We start from the raw sequence: 20,034 nt of genomic DNA, 5'->3' as shown, positions 1-20,034 counted from the left end.
GTAAACACCGGATGCCGATCCAGAGCCAGCCACAACAAGACAGGCGGCCCGGCAACGGGAAATCAGGGTTCGGCGCGTGGGGCGGATGAGGCGCGGGTGTCGTCGAACCAGAGCCAGGCGACGGCGATGGTCAGCAGCGCGACGACCGGCAGCATGGCCAGGTTCAGGCCGTCCCAGCCCAGTGGTCGCAGCAGTGCGCCAGCCAGCAGCGAGCCGGCCGTGACCAGCGTGAAGATGGTCAGGTCGTTCACACCCTGGACCTTGCCCTTCTCGGTGGCGGTATGCGTGGTCGTCAGCAGCGTGCTGCCGCCAATGAACAGGAAGTTCCAGCCGACCCCCAGCAGGAACAGCGCCAGCCAGAAATGCCCCAGCGTCTCCCCGTGCGCGGCAACCGCCACGCTGAACAGCACCAGCGCATTGCCGAGCGCCAGGATGCGTGTGATCCCAAGGCGGGTGATCAGGTGGCCGGTCACAAACGAAGGCGCGAACATCCCCAGCACGTGCCACTGCATCACCAGTGCGACCTGACCCATGTCGAAGTCCGCCTGGCGCATGGCCAGCGGGGTCGCCGTCATCAGCAGCACCATGACCGCATAGCCCAGTGCGGCCGCGGTCAGGGCCACAAGGAAGCGACCCTGCGGCAGGATCTCGGCCATCGGCCGGGCGGGCCCGCGTTCCTCTGGCGGCGGCGCCGGCACGCGCAGCCAGGCCAGCAGCGCCATCGCCAGCAGGGCCAGGGCGCCGAGGACCAGGTAGGGTCCGGCCTCCGGCGTGTCCGGCAGCAGGGCCTGGGCATGGTGGGCGTTCCACGGGCCGAGGAAGGCGGCCACGACCCCGCCGGCCATCACCAGTGAGATCGCTCGCGGGCGAAAGGCGGAGCTGGCCACGTCGGCGGCGGCAAAGCGGTAGTACATCGCGAACGCCTGGTAGGCCCCCAGCAGCAGGTTGCCGAGCACGAACAGCCAGAAGGCCTCCGCGAAGACCCCGGCCGCCGCCAGTGCGGCGCCACCGACCCCGCCCACGCTGGTGCCCAGCAGGAAGCCGGTGCGCCGCCCGAAGCGCTTCATGAACAGCGAGGCGGGCAGGGTGGTGACCAGGGTCCCGACCATCATCGCGGCGACCGGCAGGGTGGCCAGGGCCGGGTCCGTGGCCAGGCGCTCCCCGACCACGCCGCTCAGTGTCATCACGGTGACCGCGGCGATCAGAAACAGGGCCTGTGCCGTGGCCAGCAGCAGGACATTCACGCGTTCGCGCGGGGTGATCGAAGAGGACACGGGATTCCTTTCCACGGGAGTGGCGACGTACTCAGGCGCGGGGGCGAAAATCGAGCACGGCGGAGTTGATGCAGTAACGCAGTCCGGTCGGGGGCGGGCCGTCGGGGAAGACGTGTCCCAGGTGCGAGTCGCAGCCCGCGCAGCGGACCTCGGTGCGTTCCATGCCCAGCGAGCGGTCGCGGTACTCGCTCACGGCGTCGGGCGCGGCCGGGGCCGTATAGCTGGGCCATCCGGAGCCGGAATCGAACTTGGTGGTGGAGTCGAACAGCGCGGTACCGCAGGCTACGCAGTGATAGACGCCATCCGCCTTGTGGTCGTGATAGGCCCCGGTGAATGGGCGCTCGGTCCCGCCTTCGCGGGCGATGCGGTACTGCTCGGGTGTCAGGCGTGCGCGCAGGTCGTCGTCGGGATGATCTGGGTTATTCATTGCAGCCTCCGGGTGGTGCTATGGTGCGTACAAACCGAGAATGACCGGGATCGTAGCACTGCCCGGAGGGTCTCGACTGGATACGATGGACCGCTGGAGGTGGTCGTGAGTTGCCCGGATTGCGAACGTATCGATCTCCTGCCGGCGGAATCCGGCACCCTGTATCTCGCGCCGGTTCTGGCGCATACCCGCGCAGTCTTGCGCAGCCGCATGGTGGAGGAACAACTCCCCTGCAGCGAACCCGTCTCCGGCATTCTTGCAATGCCGGTCGACAATAACGGGGGGCTGGGTGACACCCTGGTGCGCTTGGAGCAGGCCTTGAGCGGTGCGGAACAGTCCGGTTGTCGGGCGACCTTCGTCCCGGGCGACGAGACCTTCAGCCTCGCCCATCTGCAGGACACCCACCTGCTGTCCACGCTGATCGCTCGCCACAACGCCCGCGATCTGGCGGCGATCCTCGCGAACGACTCGCTGGACTTTCATTTCCAGCCGATCGTGCACGCCGCCCAGCCCGAAGAGGTGTTCGCCTACGAGGCGCTGGTGCGTGCCCGCACGCCCGCCGGCGACGTGATCCCGCCGAATGAGTTGTTCAAGACGGCGCGGGCGGCCGAGCTGCTGTTCCATCTCGACCGCTCGGCGCGGATCAACGCAATTCGCCGCGCCACCGAACGCGGGATCGGGAGTCGGCTGTTCATCAACTTCAACCCCACGGCGATCTACGACCCGGCGTTCTGTCTGGAGACGACGGTGCGCGAGATCCTGTCGCGTCCGGACGGGGATGGTCCGAGCGGTTTCGTGTTCGAGGTGATCGAGAGCGACTACGTGACCGATGTCGATCACCTCTCGCGCATCGTCGATCGCTATCGCCGTGCCGGTTTCCAGGTGGCACTCGACGATCTCGGCGCGGGTTATGCCTCGCTGAACATGCTTTCGCAGCTGCGCCCGGACTACGTGAAGATCGACCGCCAGCTGGTCAGTGGCATCGACGGTGATATCTATCAGCAGAAGATTCTCGGCAAGATCACCGAACTGGCGCGCGAGCTCGAGATCCAGACCGTCGCCGAGGGCATCGAGACGGTGGAGGAGTGGCGCTGGCTCAAGGACCAGGTCGACTACTGCCAGGGATACCTGTTCGCCCGTCCGGCCGCCGAGCCGCCCATGCCCGTGCATCCGGAGGCCTGAACCGTGGTTTCTCTGGGGCGGTGCACATCCGACCCGTGTCTCCCTTAGACTCAAGGGTATGAACCAGCTTCCGCCCGATGCCCGAAACCCGACGCTGGAGTCCGCCTTCCAGCTTCTTCGTGATGCCGAGGTGCGCTATCAAGGCCGTACGGTGGGGACCGTCGCCAGCCTGGATGCCCGCGCGCCTGCGGACAACTACGCGGACTGCTTTATCCGCGATTTCGTGCCCTCCGGGCTCGTCTACCTGCTGAACGACGAGCCCGAGGTGGTGCGCGACTTCCTGTCGCTGATCCTGCAAATCCGCGATACCCAGGAAGAAATCGAGGGTCACCGCCGCCTGCCGCGCGTGATGCCGGCGAGCTTTCGCGTGTTCACCGACGAGAACGGTCGCGAGGGGCTGGCGGCCGATTTCGGCGATCGCGCGATCGGCCGCGTGGCCCCGGTGGATTCGATGATGTGGTGGGTGCTGCTGCTGCGCGCCTATCAGAACCGCACCGGAGATCACGACTTCATCAAAAGCCAGGATGTGCAGCGCGGCATCCGGCTGATCCTCAGTATCTGTCTGCAGGACCGCTTCGAGGTCTTCCCGACCCTGCTGGTGCCGGACGGCAGCTTCATGATCGACCGGCGCATGGGCGTGTTCGGCCACCCGCTGGAGATTCAGGCGCTGTTCTACGGCATGCTGAAGGCCTCCTTGGCGATGCTGGAACCCTGCGATACCGACTCCGAGCAGCTCTGCGAGCAGTCCGCGATCCGTACCCGGCAACTGTCCGATTACATCCGCCACTACTACTGGCTGGATCTCGAGCGACTGAACCACATCCACCGCTACCGTACCGAGCACTTCGGCCACGAGTCGGAGAATGCGCTGAACATCTATCCCGAGAGCATCCCTGACTGGCTGGTGGACTGGCTGCCCTCGGAGAGCGGGTATCTGGTCGGCAACCTGGGGCCGGGGCGGATGGATTTTCGCTTCTTCAGCTTCGGCAATCTGCTGGCGGTTCTGTTCGGGCTGGCCGACGAGCGCCAGTCGCGCTCGATCATGCAGACCTTCGAGCAGCGCTTCGAGGACCTGATCGGGACCATGCCGGTGAAGATCTGCTACCCGGCGATGAGCGGCGAGGAATGGCGCCTGCTGACCGGCTCCGACCCCAAGAACACGCCATGGTCCTACCACAATGGTGGCAACTGGCCGGCGTTGCTGTGGGCGTTTACCGGTGCCGCGCTGCGGGTCGGGCGCCCGGATCTCGCGCGCAGCGTGCATGCAGTGGCGGCCGAACGGCTGCATCGCGACGACTGGCCGGAGTATTACGACGGCCGTCACGGCCGGTTGATCGGTCGGCGCGCCAACTATCAGCAGACCTGGTCGGCTACCGCCGTCCTGGTTTCACAGGCCCTGCTCGACAACCCCGATACCATGAGCCTGTTCGACAGCCCCGAACCCGAATTGCCATGAGGCATGTGCGTCCATGAAAAAGACCCAGAGCAAGGCCCGTGATGGGGAGGGCCTGTACCTCGTCCTGATCAGTGTCCACGGCTTGATGCGGGGGCGGGATCTGGAGCTGGGGCGCGACGCCGACACCGGTGGGCAGACGCTGTACGTAGTCGAGCTGGCGCGCGCGCTGGCGCGACACCCGCAGGTGGGGCGGGTCGATCTGCTCACACGGCGCATTGTCGACAGCCGGGTCGCGGACGACTACGCCGAACGCGAGGAGCCACTCGGCGACGGCGCCTTTATTGTGCGTCTGGATTGCGGACCCAAACGCTACCTGCGCAAGGAAAAGCTCTGGCCCTATCTCGACTGCTTCGCCGACAACGCCCTCGGGCATATCCGCGAGGTGGGACTGCGCCCGGACGTGATTCACGGGCACTACGCCGATGCCGGGCATGTGGCGGTGCGCCTGTCCAACCTGCTGGGCGCGCCGATGCTCCAGACCGGGCATTCCCTGGGTCGGGTCAAGCGCGAGCGTCTGCGCGAGGGCGGGATGTCCGACGACGACATCGAGTCGCGCTATAACATCGCCACCCGCATCCACGCCGAGGAAGAGGCCCTGGCCCATTCCCATCGGGTGATTGCCAGCACTCGCCAGGAGATTGGCGAGCAGTACGCGACCTACGACAACTACCAGCCCGAACGCATGGAGGTGATCCCACCCGGGACCGACCTCGAACGCTTCTACCCGCCCAAACGCGGCCAGCGCAAGCCGCCGATCTGGCCCGAGATCCGGCGGTTTCTGCAAAAGCCGGATCGCCCGCTGATCATGGCGCTCTCCAGGGCCGACGAGCGCAAGAACATCCGCGCCCTGGTCGAGGCCTACGCCGGCAACGAGTGGCTGCGGGAGAACGCCAATCTGGTGATCGTGGCCGGCAATCGCGATGACATCCGCGACCTCGACAAGGGTGCGCGCGACGTACTAAAGGACCTCCTGCTGCGCATCGACCGCCACGACCTCTACGGCCGTGTGGCCTACCCGAAGCACCACAGCCCCGAGGACGTGCCGGACCTCTACCGCCTGGTCGCGTCCAGCAAGGGGGTGTTCGTCAATCCAGCGCTGACCGAGCCGTTTGGCCTGACCCTGATCGAGGCCGCGGCCAGCGGGGCCCCGATCGTCGCCACCAATGACGGGGGGCCCGAAGAGATCATCTCGCGCTGCCACAACGGGTTGCTGGTCGACCCGCTGGACCCGGAAGGGATCGCCGATGCGATCCAGGGCATCCTCGCGGACCGCCCGCGCTGGCAGCGCTATTCGCGCGCGGGCCTGAAGGGCGTGCGCCAGCACTACTCCTGGGACGGACATGCCGAGAAGTACGTGAGGTTGGTCAAGGCGCTCAGCAAGGAGGTGCGCCAGACACGGCGCGAACAGCGCTCGACCTCCGGTCGGCTGGCCAAGGCCGACCGTGCCGTGATCACGGACATCGACAACACCCTGCTGGGCAACGACAAGGCCACGCGGGCCTTTGTCGCCTGGCTCAAACGCCACCGCAAGCAGGTGGTATTCGGTGTGGCCACGGGCCGGCGGCTGGATTCCGCCGCGGCCGTGCTGGAAGAGCACGGGGTGCCCGCGCCGGACGTCTGGATTACCTCGGTGGGCAGCGAGATCCACTACGGGGCGGAGCGGACCGAGGATCGCGGCTGGGCACGGCACATCAGCCACCGCTGGGAGCCCGACCGCCTGCGCGAGTGCCTGCTGAAGGTGCCCGGGCTGGAGCTGCAGCCCAAGGAGGACCAGCGGGCGTTCAAGGTGAGTTTCTTCGTCGATCCTCCGGGGGAGCTGGATGCCGAGAGCATCGAGACCCGCTTGTACCGCGAAGACCTGCACGCGCGCGTGATCTATTCGCACAAGCGCTACTTGGATCTGCTTCCGGTGCGCGCCTCCAAGGGGCTCGCGGTGCGCTACCTGTCTGACAAGTGGGGCATCCCGCTCGAACATGTGCTGGTGGCCGGGGACTCCGGTAACGACGAGGATATGCTGCGTGGGCGGCTGCTCGGGGTCGTGGTCGGGAATCACCAGCCGGAGCTGGAAGGGCTGCGCGGATTCCAGCGCATCTTCTTTGCTGACGCGACCTATGCGCGCGGTATCCTCGAGGGCATCGAGCACTTCGATCTGCCCAACCGCTGCGACATCCCGGCCGACGAATAGCCCCGGTCCTCCGGGGCAGGTCTCAGATCCAGTAAGCGGTGCGTGTCATCACGGTCGAGGTGAGCGGCATCAGCACGTTGCGTACCGGCCAGGGGGGTGGCTTGCCGCCCAGCGCCATCGCATGCGCCCCGTGTTCCACCTCGTCCTGCTTCATCTGCTCGAGGATACGGGCGGAGGTCTCGTCGCTCTTCGGCAAGCGCTCCAGGTGACGGTCCAGGTGGCGCTCGACCTGACGCTCGGTCTCGTCGATAAAGCCCAGGCTCCAGGCATCCCCCGCCAGGCCCGCCACGGCGCCGAGCCCGAATGATCCGATATACCAGAACGGCCCCAGCAGGCTGGTGTGGCCGCCCAGTTCGTGCACACGCTGCGCGCACCAGTGCAGGTGGTCGCCTTCCTCGCGTGAGGCCTGGTCCAGGTGTTCGCGGATCTGTGGATTGCGCGCGGTCAGCATCTGCCCCTGGTACAGACCCTGGGCGGCAAGCTCGCCGGCATGGTTGACCCGCATCAGGCGCGTCGACAGCTGGCGGTCTTCCTCTTCCAGGTGCGGCCAGTCGTCGCCCCCGGGCGACGGACGGCCGGTGGAGCGGGCGTGGCCGGCCACGACCTTGACGAAGGCATCGGCCTGGCCGATCAGGTGATCCAGGGGGCTGAGTTTGCGCATGGTGGTGCCCGTTTCGCAGGGAATAACTAAAGCGTAACGCAAGCGATTGCGGCCGTCAGGTCCGGGAGGGGCCGGAGCCGAGCCGACTGGCGAGAAAGCGGGCCGGCGAGAGGATTGGCGGGCCCCCGCAGTCGTCCGCCAGGGCACGCAGGTGGACGCTGCAACCGACGTTTGCGCTCACGATCACATCCGGGGCATCGGCGGTCAGCGCATCCAGCGTGGACGCGCCCAGCCCGTCGGACATCTCCGGAAGCGCAAGCATCGCGGTGCCACCCGCACCACAGCAGTTCGGGGCACCGGACACGTCCGTCAGGGTGACGCCTGGCAGCCGTTGCAGCAGTGCGGTCAGATCGCGGGTCTCGTGCGTCACGTTGCGCAGGGTGCAGGGCAGGTGCAGCGCGACGCGTACCGGGCTGTCGCGCCAGGTCGGAGGCGCGGGTTCGGCCTTGATGTGGTCGCTCAGGAACCGGGTCAGGCTCATGCTGCGCTCCCCCTGACTGCCCTCGGGAGTTTCCCGCAGCGTGGCCTCGCAACCGCTGTCCAGCGCGATCACGGGCATCTCGCCGGCCAGGGCCTCTGCGTTTCGCTGTTGCAGGGCGCGCGCGGCCTGTGGCCGCCCACCATGCTGTTCCAGTGCCCCGCAGCAAACCTGGTCGCGTGGTACCGCGACCCGGAACCCCAGCGCGTTCAGTACGGCGAGCGCGGCCTCTAGGTCCGGTCCGGTAAAGAAACGATCCATGCAACCGGTAAACAGCAGGGCATCCGCGTGTTCCGGGGCCACGGTGTCCGCCAGTCGCGGCGCCGGGGCGAGCGAGGCACGGGTATGGTCCAGGGTGCGCCACAACCGCTGTCCGGGGCGCAGCCAGCGCTGCACCCCGGTCTTCTGGGCGATGCGGGCGGCCATGCCACTGAGGGCGCGCAGTGACTCGTGGCGCAGAGCCGAGGCCTGCAGGGACTGGCGCCAACGGGCGGTGGCGGGGCGGTCCTCCTGCGGGTTTTCCTCCAGGATCTCGTGTGCGCGATCCATCAATGCGCCGAACGGTACGCGTGCCGGGCAGACGGCCTCGCAGCTGCGGCAACCGAGACAACCCTCCAGGTGTTCGCGCAGGCGGGGCGCCTGCGGCTCCAGTCGGCCCTGGGCCAGCCCCTGCATCAGGGTCAGGCGCCCGCGCGGAGAGTCCCCTTCGACTCGGTGCCAGGCATAGGTGGGGCAGTGCGGCAGGCACAGTCCGCAGTGGACGCACTGGTCAGCCGCGGAAAGACCCTGAAACCGGGGCGGTTGGTCCGACGCACCGAGGGGCTTTGCTAGGGTTTCGTCCCCATTACTCTGTCCCGGGAGAGGTTTCATGCTGCGTTTTGCCCACCCTGTTCGTTCCTCGCTTGCCCTGTTCATGCTGGTGAGCATACCAGCCCTGCCCGCCATCGCCTGGGATGCCGAGGGCTGGGAGACCAGTATCGAGCTCGGGGCATCCAAGACCACAGGGAACACCGAGTCGACTACGGCCAATGCCCGCTTCCGCTCGCAGCACACGGCGGAAGAATGGCGCAATCGGCTGCGCCTGGACGGGTACTACCACGAGGAAGACGACGACACGACCGGGCAGCGCTATGTCGGCAGTTACCAGCTGGATCGCAAGTTGGGCGAACACGATTACCTGTTCGGTGCTGCACGCTACGAGCGTGACCGGTTCAGCAGTTATGTGTACCAGAGCTCGCTGACTGGCGGTTACGGTCGCCGGCTGGTGGATCGCGAGACCGTCAAGCTGGACGCCGAAGTGGGTGGCGGTATGCGGCAGTACAAGCAGCGCATCGAGGGCAGCACCGAACGCGAACCCGTGGCACGCTTTGGCGGCAACTTTCGCTGGGACTTCTCCGAGAATGCGCGCCTGACCGACGAACTCCTGATCCTTTATGGTTCGGACAACACCGAGATTGAAAACATCCTCTCGCTCACCGCAGACATGACCAGCCGGCTGGCACTGCGCACCAGCTTCACGGTCAAGCACAACACCGATGTCGAGCCGGGTACCGAGAATACCGACACCATTACCGACGTGAGTCTGGTCTATCGCTTCCAGTAACCGGATCTTTCGCACCCCGCGCTATGATGCGCTGATCGAATGACGGAGCACACGATGGGCTACTACGAACGCCACATCTTCTTCTGCACCAATTGCCGCGAAGACGGCAACTGCTGCGAGGACCACGGGGCGACCGAGATGCGCGCCTACGCGAAGGATCGCGCCAAGGCGATGGGGATCCACGGCAAGGGGCAGGTGCGGGTCAATACCGCCGGCTGCCTGGACCGTTGCAACGAGGGCCCGATCGCCGTCGTGTATCCCGAGGGTGTCTGGTACACCTATCACGACGAGCACGATATCGACGAGATCCTTGAGGAGCACCTGAAGAACGGACGGGTGGTGGAGCGCCTGCAGATCTGACCCGCTTCGCGCATCTACTTGACTTTGGGTGGGCAGCTCCGGAGAATTCGCAACCCGCGTGGCTACGTAGCTCAGCTGGTTAGAGCACATCACTCATAATGATGGGGTCCCCTGTTCGAATCAGGGCGTAGCCACCACCGTCTTCCCGAAAGGGGCTGCTTCTGCAGCCCCTTTTTTGTTCTGGGGGGGCTGCGCCGGTTTGTTGCTGGTCTTTCAGGGCTCGGCTAGACTGCGCCCCGGCCGTCCCGGCTCATTGGGACCAACATCGGACGAACTCCATGAAACGTTACGGAATCCGCATCCGCCTGCCGGAAGGCAGCACCATGGCCATGCCGCACCTGCTGGGGCCCGACTGGGAGTCCTATCGCTGGTATGACAGCGAGCAGGCGCGCGAAAAGGCCCTGGCCGACATGCAGCGTGATCTGCCGAATTACCGCAAGGGTGATCATGTCTCCCAGGTGCTCGAGCGCGTCGAGCGCGACGGCTGAGTTTTCCAGGACGATGCTTCCCCGTGTCGTCCGTCTTTAGTATGACGACCCGCCGGCCCGTCGAACGCTTCTGCATCGCGTGATACTCCGCCATACGTGGCCGGTCGGCCCGTGCCTCCTGTCTGGTTGAAACCCCGCCCTCGCCATGCTTTAGTGCGAGGCGCAAGGAACCAGCGCTCATTTTTGGCGATTCATACAGGAGTACAGGCATGTCCACGTCCAACCCCAGCGATACCACGCCGGAGAACCCGCCCGAGGATGCGGACAACGTCCTGACTGAAGGGGTCGTGGCGCCACCGTCGCGGCCGCGCATGGCCATGCCGGCCGCGGGTGCCAGTCGCGCGTCGATGCGCACCACCCAGGATCGCGCAGAACCGCACTACTTTACCGAGCGCGACCTCGACCGGATCCTCGAAAATCTCGATCACCTGCGCAGCACGGTATTCCCGCGACTGACCAAGGGGAGCGCCGCCGACGAACACAAGCAGCAGTGCTTCCCGTCCGTGTGCCTGATCGGTGTTGGCCGGTGCGGCTCCAACGTCGCCCTCGATGTGGCGGCGCTGGTTCACAGCGCGCGCTCGGAATACATGCGCGAGCTGGACAACGAAGAAAATGGTGGCCGTGAGAAGGAGATGCGGCCGCTGCGCTGGATTCGCAAGAGCCTGAACCTGCCGCCGTCCAATGCGGTGAAGCCGGTATTCCTGATCGAGCCGATGGTGATGCTGGGCGATCTCGACAAGGACATCGAGGGGCGCATCCGCTTCTCCAGTCGTGCAGGGCAGGACAACTTCATCGATAACTACAACAAGATGAAGATCATGGATCTGTCCGAGGTGCATGCCGGCGGGGCCGGTAACGCGCCGATCCTGGGCCAGTACCTGGCGCGCATCATCCTGAACAAGGACACCGATCAGTTCTCCAACGAGGACTGGAAGTTCATCCACTCCTATCTGATCGATTCCTGCGGGATCAAGGCCAACCAGTCGCGGCTGTACTTCTACATCTTCAGCGCCGGCGGCGGTACGGGCTCCGGCATGGCCTCGGAATTCGGGCTGGCGCAACAGTACTCCTACATGCGCAAGACCTTCGACCCGAAGCTGGAAAAGCGCGACAAGGCCAACCGCGACCACTCGTTCGTGTTCGAGCCGATCTTTGCCGCCGGTATCTGCATCCTGCCGAACATCCAGGACAACCGGGTGGAGATGTCCGAGGCGCTGCACATCAATGCCGGGCGCCTGCTGTGCAAGTATCTCGCGGAGGAATGGGATTTCTCCTACAACTTCGAGGCCGAGGAGACCCGCGACGAGGACATGATGCATCGCATCCGCCCCTGGAACGCGATGATGCTGATCTCCAACGACATCATGCGCTACGCGGAGGAGACCGACGACGGCAATATCCGCAACGTCGATGTCAACGCCATGGAGAAGTACGCCAACCAGTACATCTCCCAGCAGATCTTCAACATCCTGACCGCGCAGGCGGTCACCACGGACTACGATGAAGACTACTTCCGCCGTGCGGGGGTCGACATCGGCGAGACGATCCGCCTGGATGCGAACGATCTCTTCATGAGCCTGGCGGGGCCGGTGGCCGTGGCCTACGCGGAGTCCGAGGTGGCGACCGGCGAGCAGGCCCCGGTCGGGCAGGGTTCGCTGGATATCGATGACCTGTTTTATCGCTCCATCGATCTGCCGCATTTCAACAAGCAGACCGAGGCGATCGAGGGCATCAGCCTGCTGCCGATCGATGCCCCGCGCTACCGCGAGGCCTTGAAGAAATACAAGGAGTCGAGCATGGACGCGGTCCATCTGCGCGACCTGCACTTCTTCAAGAACTGCTCGTCTATCGTCACGATCCTGTCGCTGCCCAAGGACTACAAGCTGTCCTACATGGACCTGAACCGGCTGAAGACGCACCTGAACGGGCTGTTCCCGAACACCACGCTCAAGCGCTACGCCCTGGTCATCGGGGCCTCGGCCAACCTGTCGCTGACCACCTTGGTGGTGAAGAGCCCCTGCCTGTCGGACGACTTCCTGACCCTGTTCGTTGCCTACATCAAGCGCTGCTTCGCCAATGACAAGACCCGCTTCGATGACACCCTCGACCATGCGGTTCTGGACCTGATCCGGGCCGAGGAATTCGACGAACAGCGCGTGGACGACATGCTCAACGAGTTCGAGAACCCGACGCGCATCCTTGATACCAATTGGTACGCGATCAAACCGATGTACGAGAAAAAATATCGCGAGATGTGCAGCGACGAGCAGAGCTTCGTCTCGATCAATGACATCCGGCTGAGTCGAGAGAACGTCAAGCAGGCGATTCGCTATCTGCGCGAAATCTACCGCCACCGCACCAGCAAGACGCAGATCATCAGCCTGAACGACGGCAAGACCGGTACGACTGCGACCAAGCGCCGGACCAGCAGCAAGAAGTAAGAATGTTGGGGCTGCCCCTGAGGCGTCAGGGGCAGAGCGCTCGTCAAGGCAGGGCCAGGGGCTCCATCAGGTAGCACAGGCAATCCTGTGCGATTACCCGTGAATCCAGCGTCAACATCGACGGCATCGCCGCGCGCTTGAGCTGGATCTCGTCGCCATGCGTCTCCAGATATTGAGCGGTCACCTCGCTTCCGTCCTCGGCAATCGCGACCAGCGGGCTGTCGACCTCGGGGCGGATATGCACCAGTGTCGAGCGGGCCGGGAGCAACTGGAAGTTCAGGCGGTCCAGGTCGGGTTCGAGCCGGACATCGTGCTGGGCGTCCAGCCCGGCCTGCAGCCCGGGTCGTACGCGCACCTGGGCCACGGTGTGGAAGATCTCGATATCGCCGGCGCGTGGCGGATGCTCCGGAAAGTGATCCAGGTGCAGCACCGCGTCCAGCATCTCGAAGGCGTGCTGGATGCCTGACCCGTCATTCGGCGGGCCACATTCCAGCGTGACCGAGGGGGCGATACGCGCCAGGGCCATCGAGGCGACGCCGCGCGGGCGCGTGAAGTAAACCACTGTGCGCCCGAATAGCGCCGCCAGGTTCATGAAGGCCGGGTCCAGGCGGTTGATGCAGGCGTAATGTGGGTTGCGCCCGGTGTTGTTGTGCAAATCGACCGCGGCGAACAGCCCGCGCTGTTCCAGGCGGCGACAGACCTCGGCGAAGCGCTCGGCCTCCGGCGATCCCGCCTGCTCGGTACCGGGCCAGATGCGATTGAAGTCCGGTTGCTCGTCGAGATGGCGCTGGCTGACGGCCGCGGCGCGCGGGTTGCCGATGATCAGCGTCAGTGCCCGTGGCAGGGGCTTCCCGGTGTAGTGTCGCAGCAGCTGCTGGACCGCCTGCAGGCCCACGGGCTCGTTGCCGTGCAGCAGAAGGACGACCGCGACCGCCGGGCTGCGTTGCCCCTCCAGGTGGATCAGGGTGGGCTCCGGTACGCACTCGTACAGGTTCTGCGGGGTGGCGTCGAGAAAGCCATCAGGCAGTTCGTGGAGTTCGGGAAGGTCTTGGGTCATGGGTCGAATCAGAGTCCCCAGGTGTGGACCGGCGAGCCGGTGTTTTGCCAGCCGCGATAGGCGCGCACGAGGCCGGACCAGTCCCGACCATGACGCTCGACCCAGTCGCGCTGCCACTGGGTCCCGGTCTGCCGCGTGGCCGTGCGCGCCGCGATAATTCCGAGCAGGCTGTTGGCCTCGGCGGGGTCCACGCCCAGACGCTCGAGTCCCGCGGCGGCCCGCGGCAGCAGGTGCCGCCGAATCAGCCGGGGGGCCGGCTCCGGCTCCGCGTGTCCCCAGCGCAGCCTGGCATCCAGCCCGTAGCGCGCGGCATTGTAGAAGTTGTCGCGTGCCTCCGAGAAGGGTGTGCCCAGCGTGCCGTCGGGCGATTCGTGGATCAGGTGTTCGGTCAGTCCCATCGCGAACGCCGTGTTCGCCAGCATGTCGATCAGCGTGGGCCCGGCCGGCAGACAGCGGAACTCCAGCCGCAGGTTGCGGTGGCCGCGGTCGTCGACGCCCACGATGGGGCGCGTCCAGCGCCAGATCGTCCCGTTGTGCAGGGCCAGATGGCGCAGCTCCCGCGACGGGGCATCGAGCCTGGCCGGCAACAGCACCGGAAAGTGCTCCAGATTCTCGGTAAAGAGTTCGCCGATCGAGTGATGCAGGTACCCCGTGCCAAAGGTCACGCGCCGGATCGGGCCGCGCGCGCTGTCGGCAAAGCCACCCACCTCGACCGATTGTTCGAACACCGGGATGCGGCTCTCGCACCACAGATCATGGCCGAACACAAACGGGGTATTGCCGGCCGCGGCCAGTACCGGGGCGCTGGCCACCAGGCTGGCGTTGTAGGCGCGGTGGGCGACTGCTGGACGGGTCTCCGTGTGGACCTGGAACGAGGTGGCCAGGGCCTCCAGCATCACGTCGCGGTGGGCGTGCTGCAGATGTTCGCGCCCGACGATGTCGAGCTTGAGCGGCCGTTGTGCACGTTGTTCCAGCACCGCCGTGTTGAGTGCGCGGTAGCGCGCCTGGGGCGACATGTGGTGCAGGCCGAGGTCCTCCGGCTGGATGGTTGGGAGCGTGCCGGCCATCAGCAGCTCGGCCTGATGGTGGCGTGCGGCGCGGCGTGCCTGGCGCAGGGTCTCGTTCAGCTCCGAGAGGATCGCCGCAAAGCATCCGGGGCCTACCTGGAAGACCGACGAATTGAGCTCGAGATTGAACTGGGCGAGTTCCAGCGTGGCCAGGGGGCTGTCCATCGATTCGAGGACCCCCTGGTTGACCGGCAGGGGGCGTCCGGCCGCATCGCAAAGCCAGGCCTCGATCTCGAACCCGAGTCGTGGCGGGACTTCGGGGCCATCCGTCTGCTGTTCCAGCCATTCGTGCAGCAGCGCCGTCTCGCGACCCAGGGCGGCGCGAAAACGCTCGTAGTCCTGTGCGTTGAAGTGCTCGTCGGCGATCTCCTGGCCCAAAGTCAGTCCTCGTCCGGCGCGTCGTCGTAGAGGCTTTCCAGGAGATCACCCCAGACCTGTTCGTGCTGTTCGAGGAAGGTCAGTAGCGCCTTGCGAAAGGCCAGGTAGTCGGCCTCGAAGGCCGCGAAATCCTCGCCTCCGTTCAGCAGCTTCGCCGCCCGGTCGGTCTGCTGCAGGCTGTCGCGCAGGTTGAGCGCGGCCGCCATCGCCCCCTTCACGCGTTCGCGCTCGTGCGGAATCCAGGCGCGGTCGGACAGCAGCGACCGCAGGTTCTCGCCCAGCTCCAGCAGGCGCTTGCGCAGGCGGGGTACTGCCCCGATCGTCCCGGTCTTCAGGTCGCCCCAGACGGCATCCGTGATCAGACGCGACCAGCGCTCGCGCAGGTCACGGGTGGTCTCCGGGTCGAATGCAAAGGAGGCTTCCAGTTGTTGCGGATCGAAGGGCATTGGGTATCCTGAGGCTGGGGATTCGGGACGCAGGCCACAAAGAGAAGGGCCTGGACCGGAATAGCGCTGCGTGGGGTAGCGTCCTACAAGGTACAAGAACAAGCAAGGCCGCACGTACGGCCCTGCGGATGGAGGAAATACAACATGGCGACCTGGTTCGCACAGAGGCGGTTGCGCCAGAAGGTCTGTGACCTTCGACCGCAAATGTACCGCATGGCCTTTGCCTGGTGTCACGACGCCGCTTTGGCCGACGACCTGGTGCAGGAAGCGATGATGAAGGCCCTGACCCGGCTGAAATCGCTGCAGGACGAGAGCGCCCTGAAGGCCTGGGTGTTCCGCATCATGACCAACTGCTACCGGGACTGGGGACGGCGGCAGAAGGATACGGTGGACGTGGACAGCATGGAGCTGCCCTGCGAGGACTGTCCGGAGATGCAGACCGAACGCAACCGGATGGTGTCGGATGTCCACCGTGCGATGGCGCAGTTGAGCGCGGATCACCGACAGGTGGTGTCGCTCGTGGACCTGGAGGGGTTCGCATACGCAGAGGTCTCGGAGGTGCTGGATGTGCCGATCGGGACCGTAATGAGCCGCCTGAGCCGGGCTCGGGCGCAACTGAAAAAGGTGCTGTTGGAACAGCAGGCCGACCAGGGGCAAGCGGCTGATGGACCCCATCTTCAGGTAGTGAGGAATCGGCATGGCTGAACACCGTCTCAATGCGCAGGATCGCCCCAGCGAGGAGATTCTCAATGCGTTCGTCGATGGCGAATTCTCGCCCGAGGATCGCCTCAATACACTGAAGCTGATCTCCTCCAGCGAGCGCCTGAGCCGAGAGGTCTGCGATATGCACCAGCTCAAGGAGCTGGTGGGCATGGCCTACGAGGACCTTCCCACGGCCCAGTCAGGCGGCGGACGCTGTCGTATCTCCCGATCATCACGTACCCACTGGTTCCCGTCGATGGCGGCCGGGGTGGTGGCGCTCGTGCTGGGGTCCCTGGCGGGTTACGAGATTACGCGCGACGCCGGATTCCTCGGGAGTGGCGAACCAACCGCCTTGATTGGTGGTGATGCCGGCGAGACGGCGCTGATTGCCGGTAGCGATCAGGCCGATGGCTCCGCGCCGCAGGTCGTCGCGGCGACCGAGACTGACCAGATCCTGCTGCATATCAACGAGGCCGACCCGAAATCCATGGCCGAGCTGCTGGACGACATCGAGGCGATGTACCGCGACGCGGCGGCCGATGGTCGCGAGCTGAACGTGCAGGTCGTGGTGCACAACAACGCGATGGATTTCCTGCGCATGGACCGGGCTCCGTATCCCGAGCGGGTTGCGGCGCTCAGCCAGGAGTATGCGAGCCTGCGTTTCACGGCCTGCACCCAGACCCTCGATCGTCTGGCCCGCGAGGAGGGCGGCACGGTGGACATCCTCCCGCAGGCCGAACGGATCGATTCCGGCGTAGCCGAGGCCGCGCGCCGTCAGGCCGAAGGCTGGATCTACATCAAGGTATGATCGCGCCAGTCGCAGGTCATCCCGAGGGTTCGGCCTGGCGATGAACCCCCTCTCGTTTCTCGCGCGCCCCGGCTGGTTCCTGGCCGGGGCGCTTTTCGTACTGTCGCTGGGGGTCACCTGGGCCCTGTTCTCGTTCGAGCGAGACGGCGGCGAGACCGCTGATGCCGACGACACACTGCAGGTGGTCTATCACATCAATGCCGATGATCCGGCTCTGCACCTCAATGCCCTGCGCAACCTGCAGAACCATATCGACGGCAGTGCGGTGGATCGTCTGGAGATCAAGGTCGTGATGCACGGTGGCGGGGTCAGTCTGCTGCAGCACGCCAAGGACGACCCCGACCTTCGCAGTACTGTGGACACCCTGAAGATGCAGGATGTGCGGTTCCTCGTCTGCGGCAACACCCTGGACAAGCGCGGGATCGAGCTGGACGATCTGCATGATGCCGAGCCCAAGGACCGTGTGTCCTCGGGCATTGGCGAGCTGACGCGGCTGCAGCGCGCGGGCTACACCTACATCAAGCCGTGATCCCGACTTCGGTCGATGTCCGCCTCCAGCGTCGCGAGGCGTTCGGGGGTGCCGATGTCGCGCCAATCCCCCCTGTAGCGCTCTCCGCTCACCCGCCCGCCGCCGATGGCCTCGCGCAATAAGGGTCCCAGCGGGCGGCGCCCTTCGGGCAGGCCCGCGAACAGCGCGGGGTGATACCAGCCGATGCCGCTGAAGGTCAGCGGCGTGCCGGTATCCAGCGATACCCGCCCGCCGGACAGTCGAAAGTCGCCCTGCGGATGGTGCGGCGGGTTGTCCACCAGCACCAGGTGCGCAAGCGGGCCGCTTTCCGCGAGCGGCTGTTGGGCGGGAGGGTGGAGCGGGTGCTCACACCAGACGTCGCCATTGACCACCAGAAACGGCCCGTCGCCCAGCAGCGGCAGGGCCTGGCGGATGCCCCCCGCGGTTTCCAGCGCCCCCTCCGGTTCCTCGGAGTACAACAGTCGCGTGCCTGCGTACTCGGCCCCCAGCGCCTCGCGGATCTGTGCGCCCAGGTGTGCGGTGTTGATCACCACCGTGCGGTAGCCGGCCCGGGCCAGGCGTTCCAGGGTGTAGGCGATCAGCGGGCGTCCGGCGACCGGGAGCAGTGGCTTCGGGCAATGGTCGGTCAGCGGGCGCATGCGCTCGCCGCGTCCGGCGGCCAGGATCATCGCGCGCATCAGGCGTGCTCCCTGGCCGCATGGGCAGCGAACCAGCGGGCGACCGGCCCCAGTTCGGGGTGGCGCAGGCCCTGTTCCAGCAGTCGGTGCAGGCGCGGCAGGTGCTCCAGATAGCGGGGCTTGCCGTCGCGTTCGGCGAGGCGCACGAAGATGCCCAGGATCTTCACCGTGCGCTGAACGCCCAGCACGTGATAGTGCGCCATGAACGACGCGCGGGGCATGTCCGCGTTCGCCAGGTAGTGTTCGAGCCCGCGGGCGACCGTTTCGGCCGAGACCTCGCGGCGAGCGTCTTCCAGCAGCGAGACCACGTCATAGGCGGGACTGCCGATCACCGCGTCCTGAAAGTCCAGCAGCGCGCAGGCCTGCTCGTCGCCGGGAGGCAGCATCAGATTGTCGACATGGAAATCGCGTAGCACCAGGGTGTCCGGGAGACCTGGCAGGGCCTCCAGCACCTGGTGCCAGGCGGCGTCGAACTCCGCACGCATGGCCTCCGGCATGGCGTGACCCCGCAGCCGTGGCCAGTACCAGTCCGCGTACAGGGCCGTCTCTGCCAGCAGACGCTCGCGGTCATAGGGGGGGGCGTGATCAGCGCGGCCTTGCTCGGGCCAGCGCCGATGCAGCGTGGCCAGCGTATCCAGGGCGCGCTGGTACAGCGGCCATTCGTTCGCCCCCTCGGCCAGGGCCCGGGTGAAGGTGCGGTCCCCCAGGTCCTCCAGTAGCACAAAGCCCGAGTCGGGCTCGTGTTCCAGTACCCGGGGTGGTCGCAGCCCCAGACCCTCCAGCAGCCGGGCGATTCGTACGAAGGGCTCGGTTGCCTCGCGTTCGGGCGGGGCGTCCATGATCACGACCGACACCCCGTCCCGACGGGCTCGGAAATAGCGGCGAAAGCTCGCATCCGCCCGCAGCAGGCGCAGGTCCTCGAACGCCCCGGGCAGGGTGTCCAGCCAGTGCTGCAAGGACTGGGCGCGGGCGTCTGGCGTATTCATGCCGAAGGTTCCATGGCGATGCGGGTCCCCGGTACGCGGACCACCTGCGTATCGAATCGCCCATCCGGGTGCAGATCCAGAATGCGGTAGCCGGCGTCCAGGGCCGCATCCACGGCGAACTCTTCGGAGCCCGGCGTGAACTGCACGCAGGTCGACGGGCTTCCGAGGAGCTCGATCGCACCCCGCCGGGCCCGGAAGTCCTGGTGGATGTGCCCGAACAGGCAGGCGCGCACCTGCGGATGGCGGTCGAGCACCGCGAACAGCGCGTCCGGATCGAGCAGCCCCAGCCGATCCATCCAGGCACTGCCAATGGCCACTGGCGGATGGTGCAGGGCGACGACGGTAGGGCGGTCCGGATCGGCCGACAGGCTTTTCTCCAGGCGCTCGCACTCTGACGCGTCCAGACGCCCGGCCGCCTCGCCGGGTGTGCTGGAATCCAGGCCGATCAGCTTCCAGGGCCCCAGCATCCTCTCGCCATGGACTTGACAGGTCTCGGGCTCCAGGGCGGTGCGCAGGGTCTGGCAATCGTCGTGGTTGCCGGCGAGTGCGAGCATCGGTTCGCGCCGGCTGCCCAGCAGTCGCGCCAGCCGAGCATAGGTCGCCGGTTCCGGATCCTCGGCCAGATCGCCGCTCAGGAGCAGGGCATCCGCCGCCGGCTCCCGGGGCAGGGCGCCGAGGATTCGTTCCAGCTGGGTGTCGCTGTCCGGATAGCCGGCCCGGATCGGCCCGGGCACGCGGCCCAGGTGGGTGTCACTGATCTGGATCAGGCGCTGCGTGGTGCTCATGGTGTGCATGGGTTCCCATGAAGTCCTGCGATTGTTGCGCGGCG

General features: G+C 66.1%; 20 protein-coding genes and 1 tRNA gene. 11 read left to right on the top strand and 10 right to left on the bottom strand.

The genetic code is table 11. The features are described from left to right. Nucleotides 1–62: 62 nt before the first annotated feature. Nucleotides 63–1,274 (bottom strand): MFS transporter, encoded by a 1,212-nt coding sequence (locus tag C936_RS0100690; RefSeq protein ID WP_018138900.1) that lies wholly within the window; start codon nt 1,272–1,274, stop codon nt 63–65. Between the two features lie 31 nt (nt 1,275–1,305). Then, nucleotides 1,306–1,701, bottom strand: a complete 396-nt coding sequence (gene msrB / locus C936_RS0100685; protein ID WP_018138901.1) for a peptide-methionine (R)-S-oxide reductase MsrB — start codon at nt 1,699–1,701, stop codon at nt 1,306–1,308. Nucleotides 1,702–1,806: 105 nt separating this feature from the next. On the opposite strand from msrB, the gene C936_RS0100680 reads away from it, so the two are divergent. The 3 genes from C936_RS0100680 to C936_RS0100670 are packed head-to-tail and all read left to right on the top strand — an operon-like array spanning nt 1,807 to nt 6,524. Beyond that, entirely contained in the window at nt 1,807–2,883 is a 1,077-nt protein-coding gene (locus tag C936_RS0100680; RefSeq protein ID WP_018138902.1) for an EAL domain-containing protein, read from the top strand. Nucleotides 2,884–2,941: 58 nt separating this feature from the next. Further along, nucleotides 2,942–4,339, top strand: a complete 1,398-nt coding sequence (locus tag C936_RS0100675) for a glycoside hydrolase 100 family protein (RefSeq protein WP_018138903.1) — start codon at nt 2,942–2,944, stop codon at nt 4,337–4,339. A gap of 13 nt (nt 4,340–4,352) precedes the next feature. Further along, the gene (locus C936_RS0100670; protein ID WP_018138904.1) at nt 4,353–6,524 is read left to right on the top strand and encodes an HAD-IIB family hydrolase; all 2,172 of its coding nucleotides are present in this window, start codon (nt 4,353–4,355) and stop codon (nt 6,522–6,524) included. A 22-nt stretch (nt 6,525–6,546) separates the two neighbouring features. Here the strand turns inward: C936_RS0100670 and coq7 are convergent, their stop codons facing one another. Further along, on the bottom strand, nt 6,547–7,185 hold the full coding sequence (coq7, locus tag C936_RS0100665) for a 2-polyprenyl-3-methyl-6-methoxy-1,4-benzoquinone monooxygenase (RefSeq protein ID WP_018138905.1): 639 nt from the start codon (nt 7,183–7,185) through the stop codon (nt 6,547–6,549). Between the two features lie 55 nt (nt 7,186–7,240). Continuing rightward, nucleotides 7,241–8,533: a (Fe-S)-binding protein gene (locus C936_RS0100660; protein ID WP_081616840.1), complete on the bottom strand. Its 1,293-nt coding sequence runs from the start codon at nt 8,531–8,533 to the stop codon at nt 7,241–7,243. Between C936_RS0100660 and C936_RS0100655 the strand changes: the two genes are divergently transcribed. From C936_RS0100655 to C936_RS0100635, 5 genes are all read left to right on the top strand, one after another. Then, nucleotides 8,532–9,266, top strand: coding sequence for a YdiY family protein (locus C936_RS0100655; protein WP_018138907.1), 735 nt, complete (start codon nt 8,532–8,534; stop codon nt 9,264–9,266). The genes C936_RS0100660 and C936_RS0100655 overlap by 2 nt on opposite strands. Nucleotides 9,267–9,320: 54 nt before the next feature. Then, nucleotides 9,321–9,626, top strand: coding sequence for a ferredoxin (locus tag C936_RS0100650; protein ID WP_018138908.1), 306 nt, complete (start codon nt 9,321–9,323; stop codon nt 9,624–9,626). 60 nt (nt 9,627–9,686) lie between these two features. Then, a tRNA-Met gene (locus C936_RS0100645) sits at nt 9,687–9,763 on the top strand. Between the two features lie 141 nt (nt 9,764–9,904). Continuing rightward, nucleotides 9,905–10,114: a hypothetical protein gene (locus C936_RS0100640; RefSeq protein WP_018138909.1), complete on the top strand. Its 210-nt coding sequence runs from the start codon at nt 9,905–9,907 to the stop codon at nt 10,112–10,114. A 209-nt stretch (nt 10,115–10,323) separates the two neighbouring features. Then, complete coding sequence (locus C936_RS0100635; RefSeq protein ID WP_018138910.1) at nt 10,324–12,555, top strand: hypothetical protein; 2,232 nt, start codon at nt 10,324–10,326, stop codon at nt 12,553–12,555. A gap of 43 nt (nt 12,556–12,598) precedes the next feature. On the opposite strand, the gene C936_RS0100630 is transcribed toward C936_RS0100635, so the two are convergent. From C936_RS0100630 to C936_RS0100620, 3 genes are read right to left on the bottom strand one after another with little or no spacing between them, the layout of a single operon-like run. After that, complete coding sequence (locus C936_RS0100630) at nt 12,599–13,612, bottom strand: M14 family metallopeptidase (protein ID WP_018174907.1); 1,014 nt, start codon at nt 13,610–13,612, stop codon at nt 12,599–12,601. Between the two features lie 8 nt (nt 13,613–13,620). After that, nucleotides 13,621–15,057 carry a glutamate--cysteine ligase GCS2 gene (locus C936_RS0100625; RefSeq protein WP_018649104.1) on the bottom strand — a complete coding sequence of 479 codons (1,437 nt, stop codon included), beginning with the start codon at nt 15,055–15,057 and terminating at the stop codon, nt 13,621–13,623. 2 nt (nt 15,058–15,059) lie between these two features. Continuing rightward, nucleotides 15,060–15,503: a hypothetical protein gene (locus C936_RS0100620; RefSeq protein WP_012983666.1), complete on the bottom strand. Its 444-nt coding sequence runs from the start codon at nt 15,501–15,503 to the stop codon at nt 15,060–15,062. A gap of 144 nt (nt 15,504–15,647) precedes the next feature. Here C936_RS0100620 and C936_RS0100615 point away from each other — a divergent pair, with 144 nt between their 5' ends. The 3 genes from C936_RS0100615 to C936_RS0100605 are packed head-to-tail and all read left to right on the top strand — an operon-like array spanning nt 15,648 to nt 17,542. Beyond that, entirely contained in the window at nt 15,648–16,208 is a 561-nt protein-coding gene (locus tag C936_RS0100615; RefSeq protein WP_012983665.1) for an RNA polymerase sigma factor, read from the top strand. Continuing rightward, the gene (locus C936_RS0100610) at nt 16,201–17,013 is read left to right on the top strand and encodes a hypothetical protein (RefSeq protein WP_018649103.1); all 813 of its coding nucleotides are present in this window, start codon (nt 16,201–16,203) and stop codon (nt 17,011–17,013) included. Before C936_RS0100615 ends, C936_RS0100610 begins: the two co-directional genes overlap by 8 nt. Nucleotides 17,014–17,053: 40 nt before the next feature. Further along, nucleotides 17,054–17,542 (top strand): DsrE family protein, encoded by a 489-nt coding sequence (locus tag C936_RS0100605; RefSeq protein ID WP_012983663.1) that lies wholly within the window; start codon nt 17,054–17,056, stop codon nt 17,540–17,542. Here C936_RS0100605 and murU read toward each other — a convergent pair. From murU to C936_RS0100590, 3 genes are read right to left on the bottom strand one after another with little or no spacing between them, the layout of a single operon-like run. Continuing rightward, nucleotides 17,527–18,219 (bottom strand): N-acetylmuramate alpha-1-phosphate uridylyltransferase MurU, encoded by a 693-nt coding sequence (murU, locus tag C936_RS0100600; RefSeq protein WP_012983662.1) that lies wholly within the window; start codon nt 18,217–18,219, stop codon nt 17,527–17,529. The two genes, C936_RS0100605 and murU, sit on opposite strands and share 16 nt — an antisense overlap. Next, nucleotides 18,219–19,205, bottom strand: coding sequence for an aminoglycoside phosphotransferase family protein (locus C936_RS0100595; protein WP_018649102.1), 987 nt, complete (start codon nt 19,203–19,205; stop codon nt 18,219–18,221). The genes murU and C936_RS0100595 overlap by 1 nt, the downstream gene beginning before the upstream one ends. Next, nucleotides 19,202–19,999, bottom strand: coding sequence for a phosphodiesterase (locus tag C936_RS0100590; protein WP_012983660.1), 798 nt, complete (start codon nt 19,997–19,999; stop codon nt 19,202–19,204). The genes C936_RS0100595 and C936_RS0100590 overlap by 4 nt, the downstream gene beginning before the upstream one ends. Nucleotides 20,000–20,034: the final 35 nt, after the last annotated feature.

The sequence above is a fragment of the Thioalkalivibrio sp. ALJ4 genome (assembly GCF_000377225.1).
Classification (GTDB): domain Bacteria; phylum Pseudomonadota; class Gammaproteobacteria; order Ectothiorhodospirales; family Ectothiorhodospiraceae; genus Thioalkalivibrio.
This window is presented reverse-complemented; position numbering and strand designations above follow the sequence as displayed.

Coding starts and splice junctions, on each gene's coding strand:
- C936_RS0100650 (WP_018138908.1), top strand. CDS start 9,321: ATGGGCTACTACGAACGCCACATCTTCTTCTGCACCAATTGCCGCGAA.
- C936_RS0100590 (WP_012983660.1), bottom strand. CDS start 19,999: ATGCACACCATGAGCACCACGCAGCGCCTGATCCAGATCAGTGACACC.
- C936_RS0100620 (WP_012983666.1), bottom strand. CDS start 15,503: ATGCCCTTCGATCCGCAACAACTGGAAGCCTCCTTTGCATTCGACCCG.
- C936_RS0100655 (WP_018138907.1), top strand. CDS start 8,532: ATGCTGCGTTTTGCCCACCCTGTTCGTTCCTCGCTTGCCCTGTTCATG.
- C936_RS0100610 (WP_018649103.1), top strand. CDS start 16,201: ATGGCTGAACACCGTCTCAATGCGCAGGATCGCCCCAGCGAGGAGATT.
- murU (WP_012983662.1), bottom strand. CDS start 18,219: ATGCGCGCGATGATCCTGGCCGCCGGACGCGGCGAGCGCATGCGCCCG.
- C936_RS0100640 (WP_018138909.1), top strand. CDS start 9,905: ATGAAACGTTACGGAATCCGCATCCGCCTGCCGGAAGGCAGCACCATG.
- C936_RS0100630 (WP_018174907.1), bottom strand. CDS start 13,612: ATGACCCAAGACCTTCCCGAACTCCACGAACTGCCTGATGGCTTTCTC.
- coq7 (WP_018138905.1), bottom strand. CDS start 7,185: ATGCGCAAACTCAGCCCCCTGGATCACCTGATCGGCCAGGCCGATGCC.
- C936_RS0100635 (WP_018138910.1), top strand. CDS start 10,324: ATGTCCACGTCCAACCCCAGCGATACCACGCCGGAGAACCCGCCCGAG.
- C936_RS0100675 (WP_018138903.1), top strand. CDS start 2,942: ATGAACCAGCTTCCGCCCGATGCCCGAAACCCGACGCTGGAGTCCGCC.
- C936_RS0100660 (WP_081616840.1), bottom strand. CDS start 8,533: ATGAAACCTCTCCCGGGACAGAGTAATGGGGACGAAACCCTAGCAAAG.
- C936_RS0100670 (WP_018138904.1), top strand. CDS start 4,353: ATGAAAAAGACCCAGAGCAAGGCCCGTGATGGGGAGGGCCTGTACCTC.
- C936_RS0100595 (WP_018649102.1), bottom strand. CDS start 19,205: ATGAATACGCCAGACGCCCGCGCCCAGTCCTTGCAGCACTGGCTGGAC.
- msrB (WP_018138901.1), bottom strand. CDS start 1,701: ATGAATAACCCAGATCATCCCGACGACGACCTGCGCGCACGCCTGACA.
- C936_RS0100615 (WP_012983665.1), top strand. CDS start 15,648: ATGGCGACCTGGTTCGCACAGAGGCGGTTGCGCCAGAAGGTCTGTGAC.
- C936_RS0100605 (WP_012983663.1), top strand. CDS start 17,054: ATGAACCCCCTCTCGTTTCTCGCGCGCCCCGGCTGGTTCCTGGCCGGG.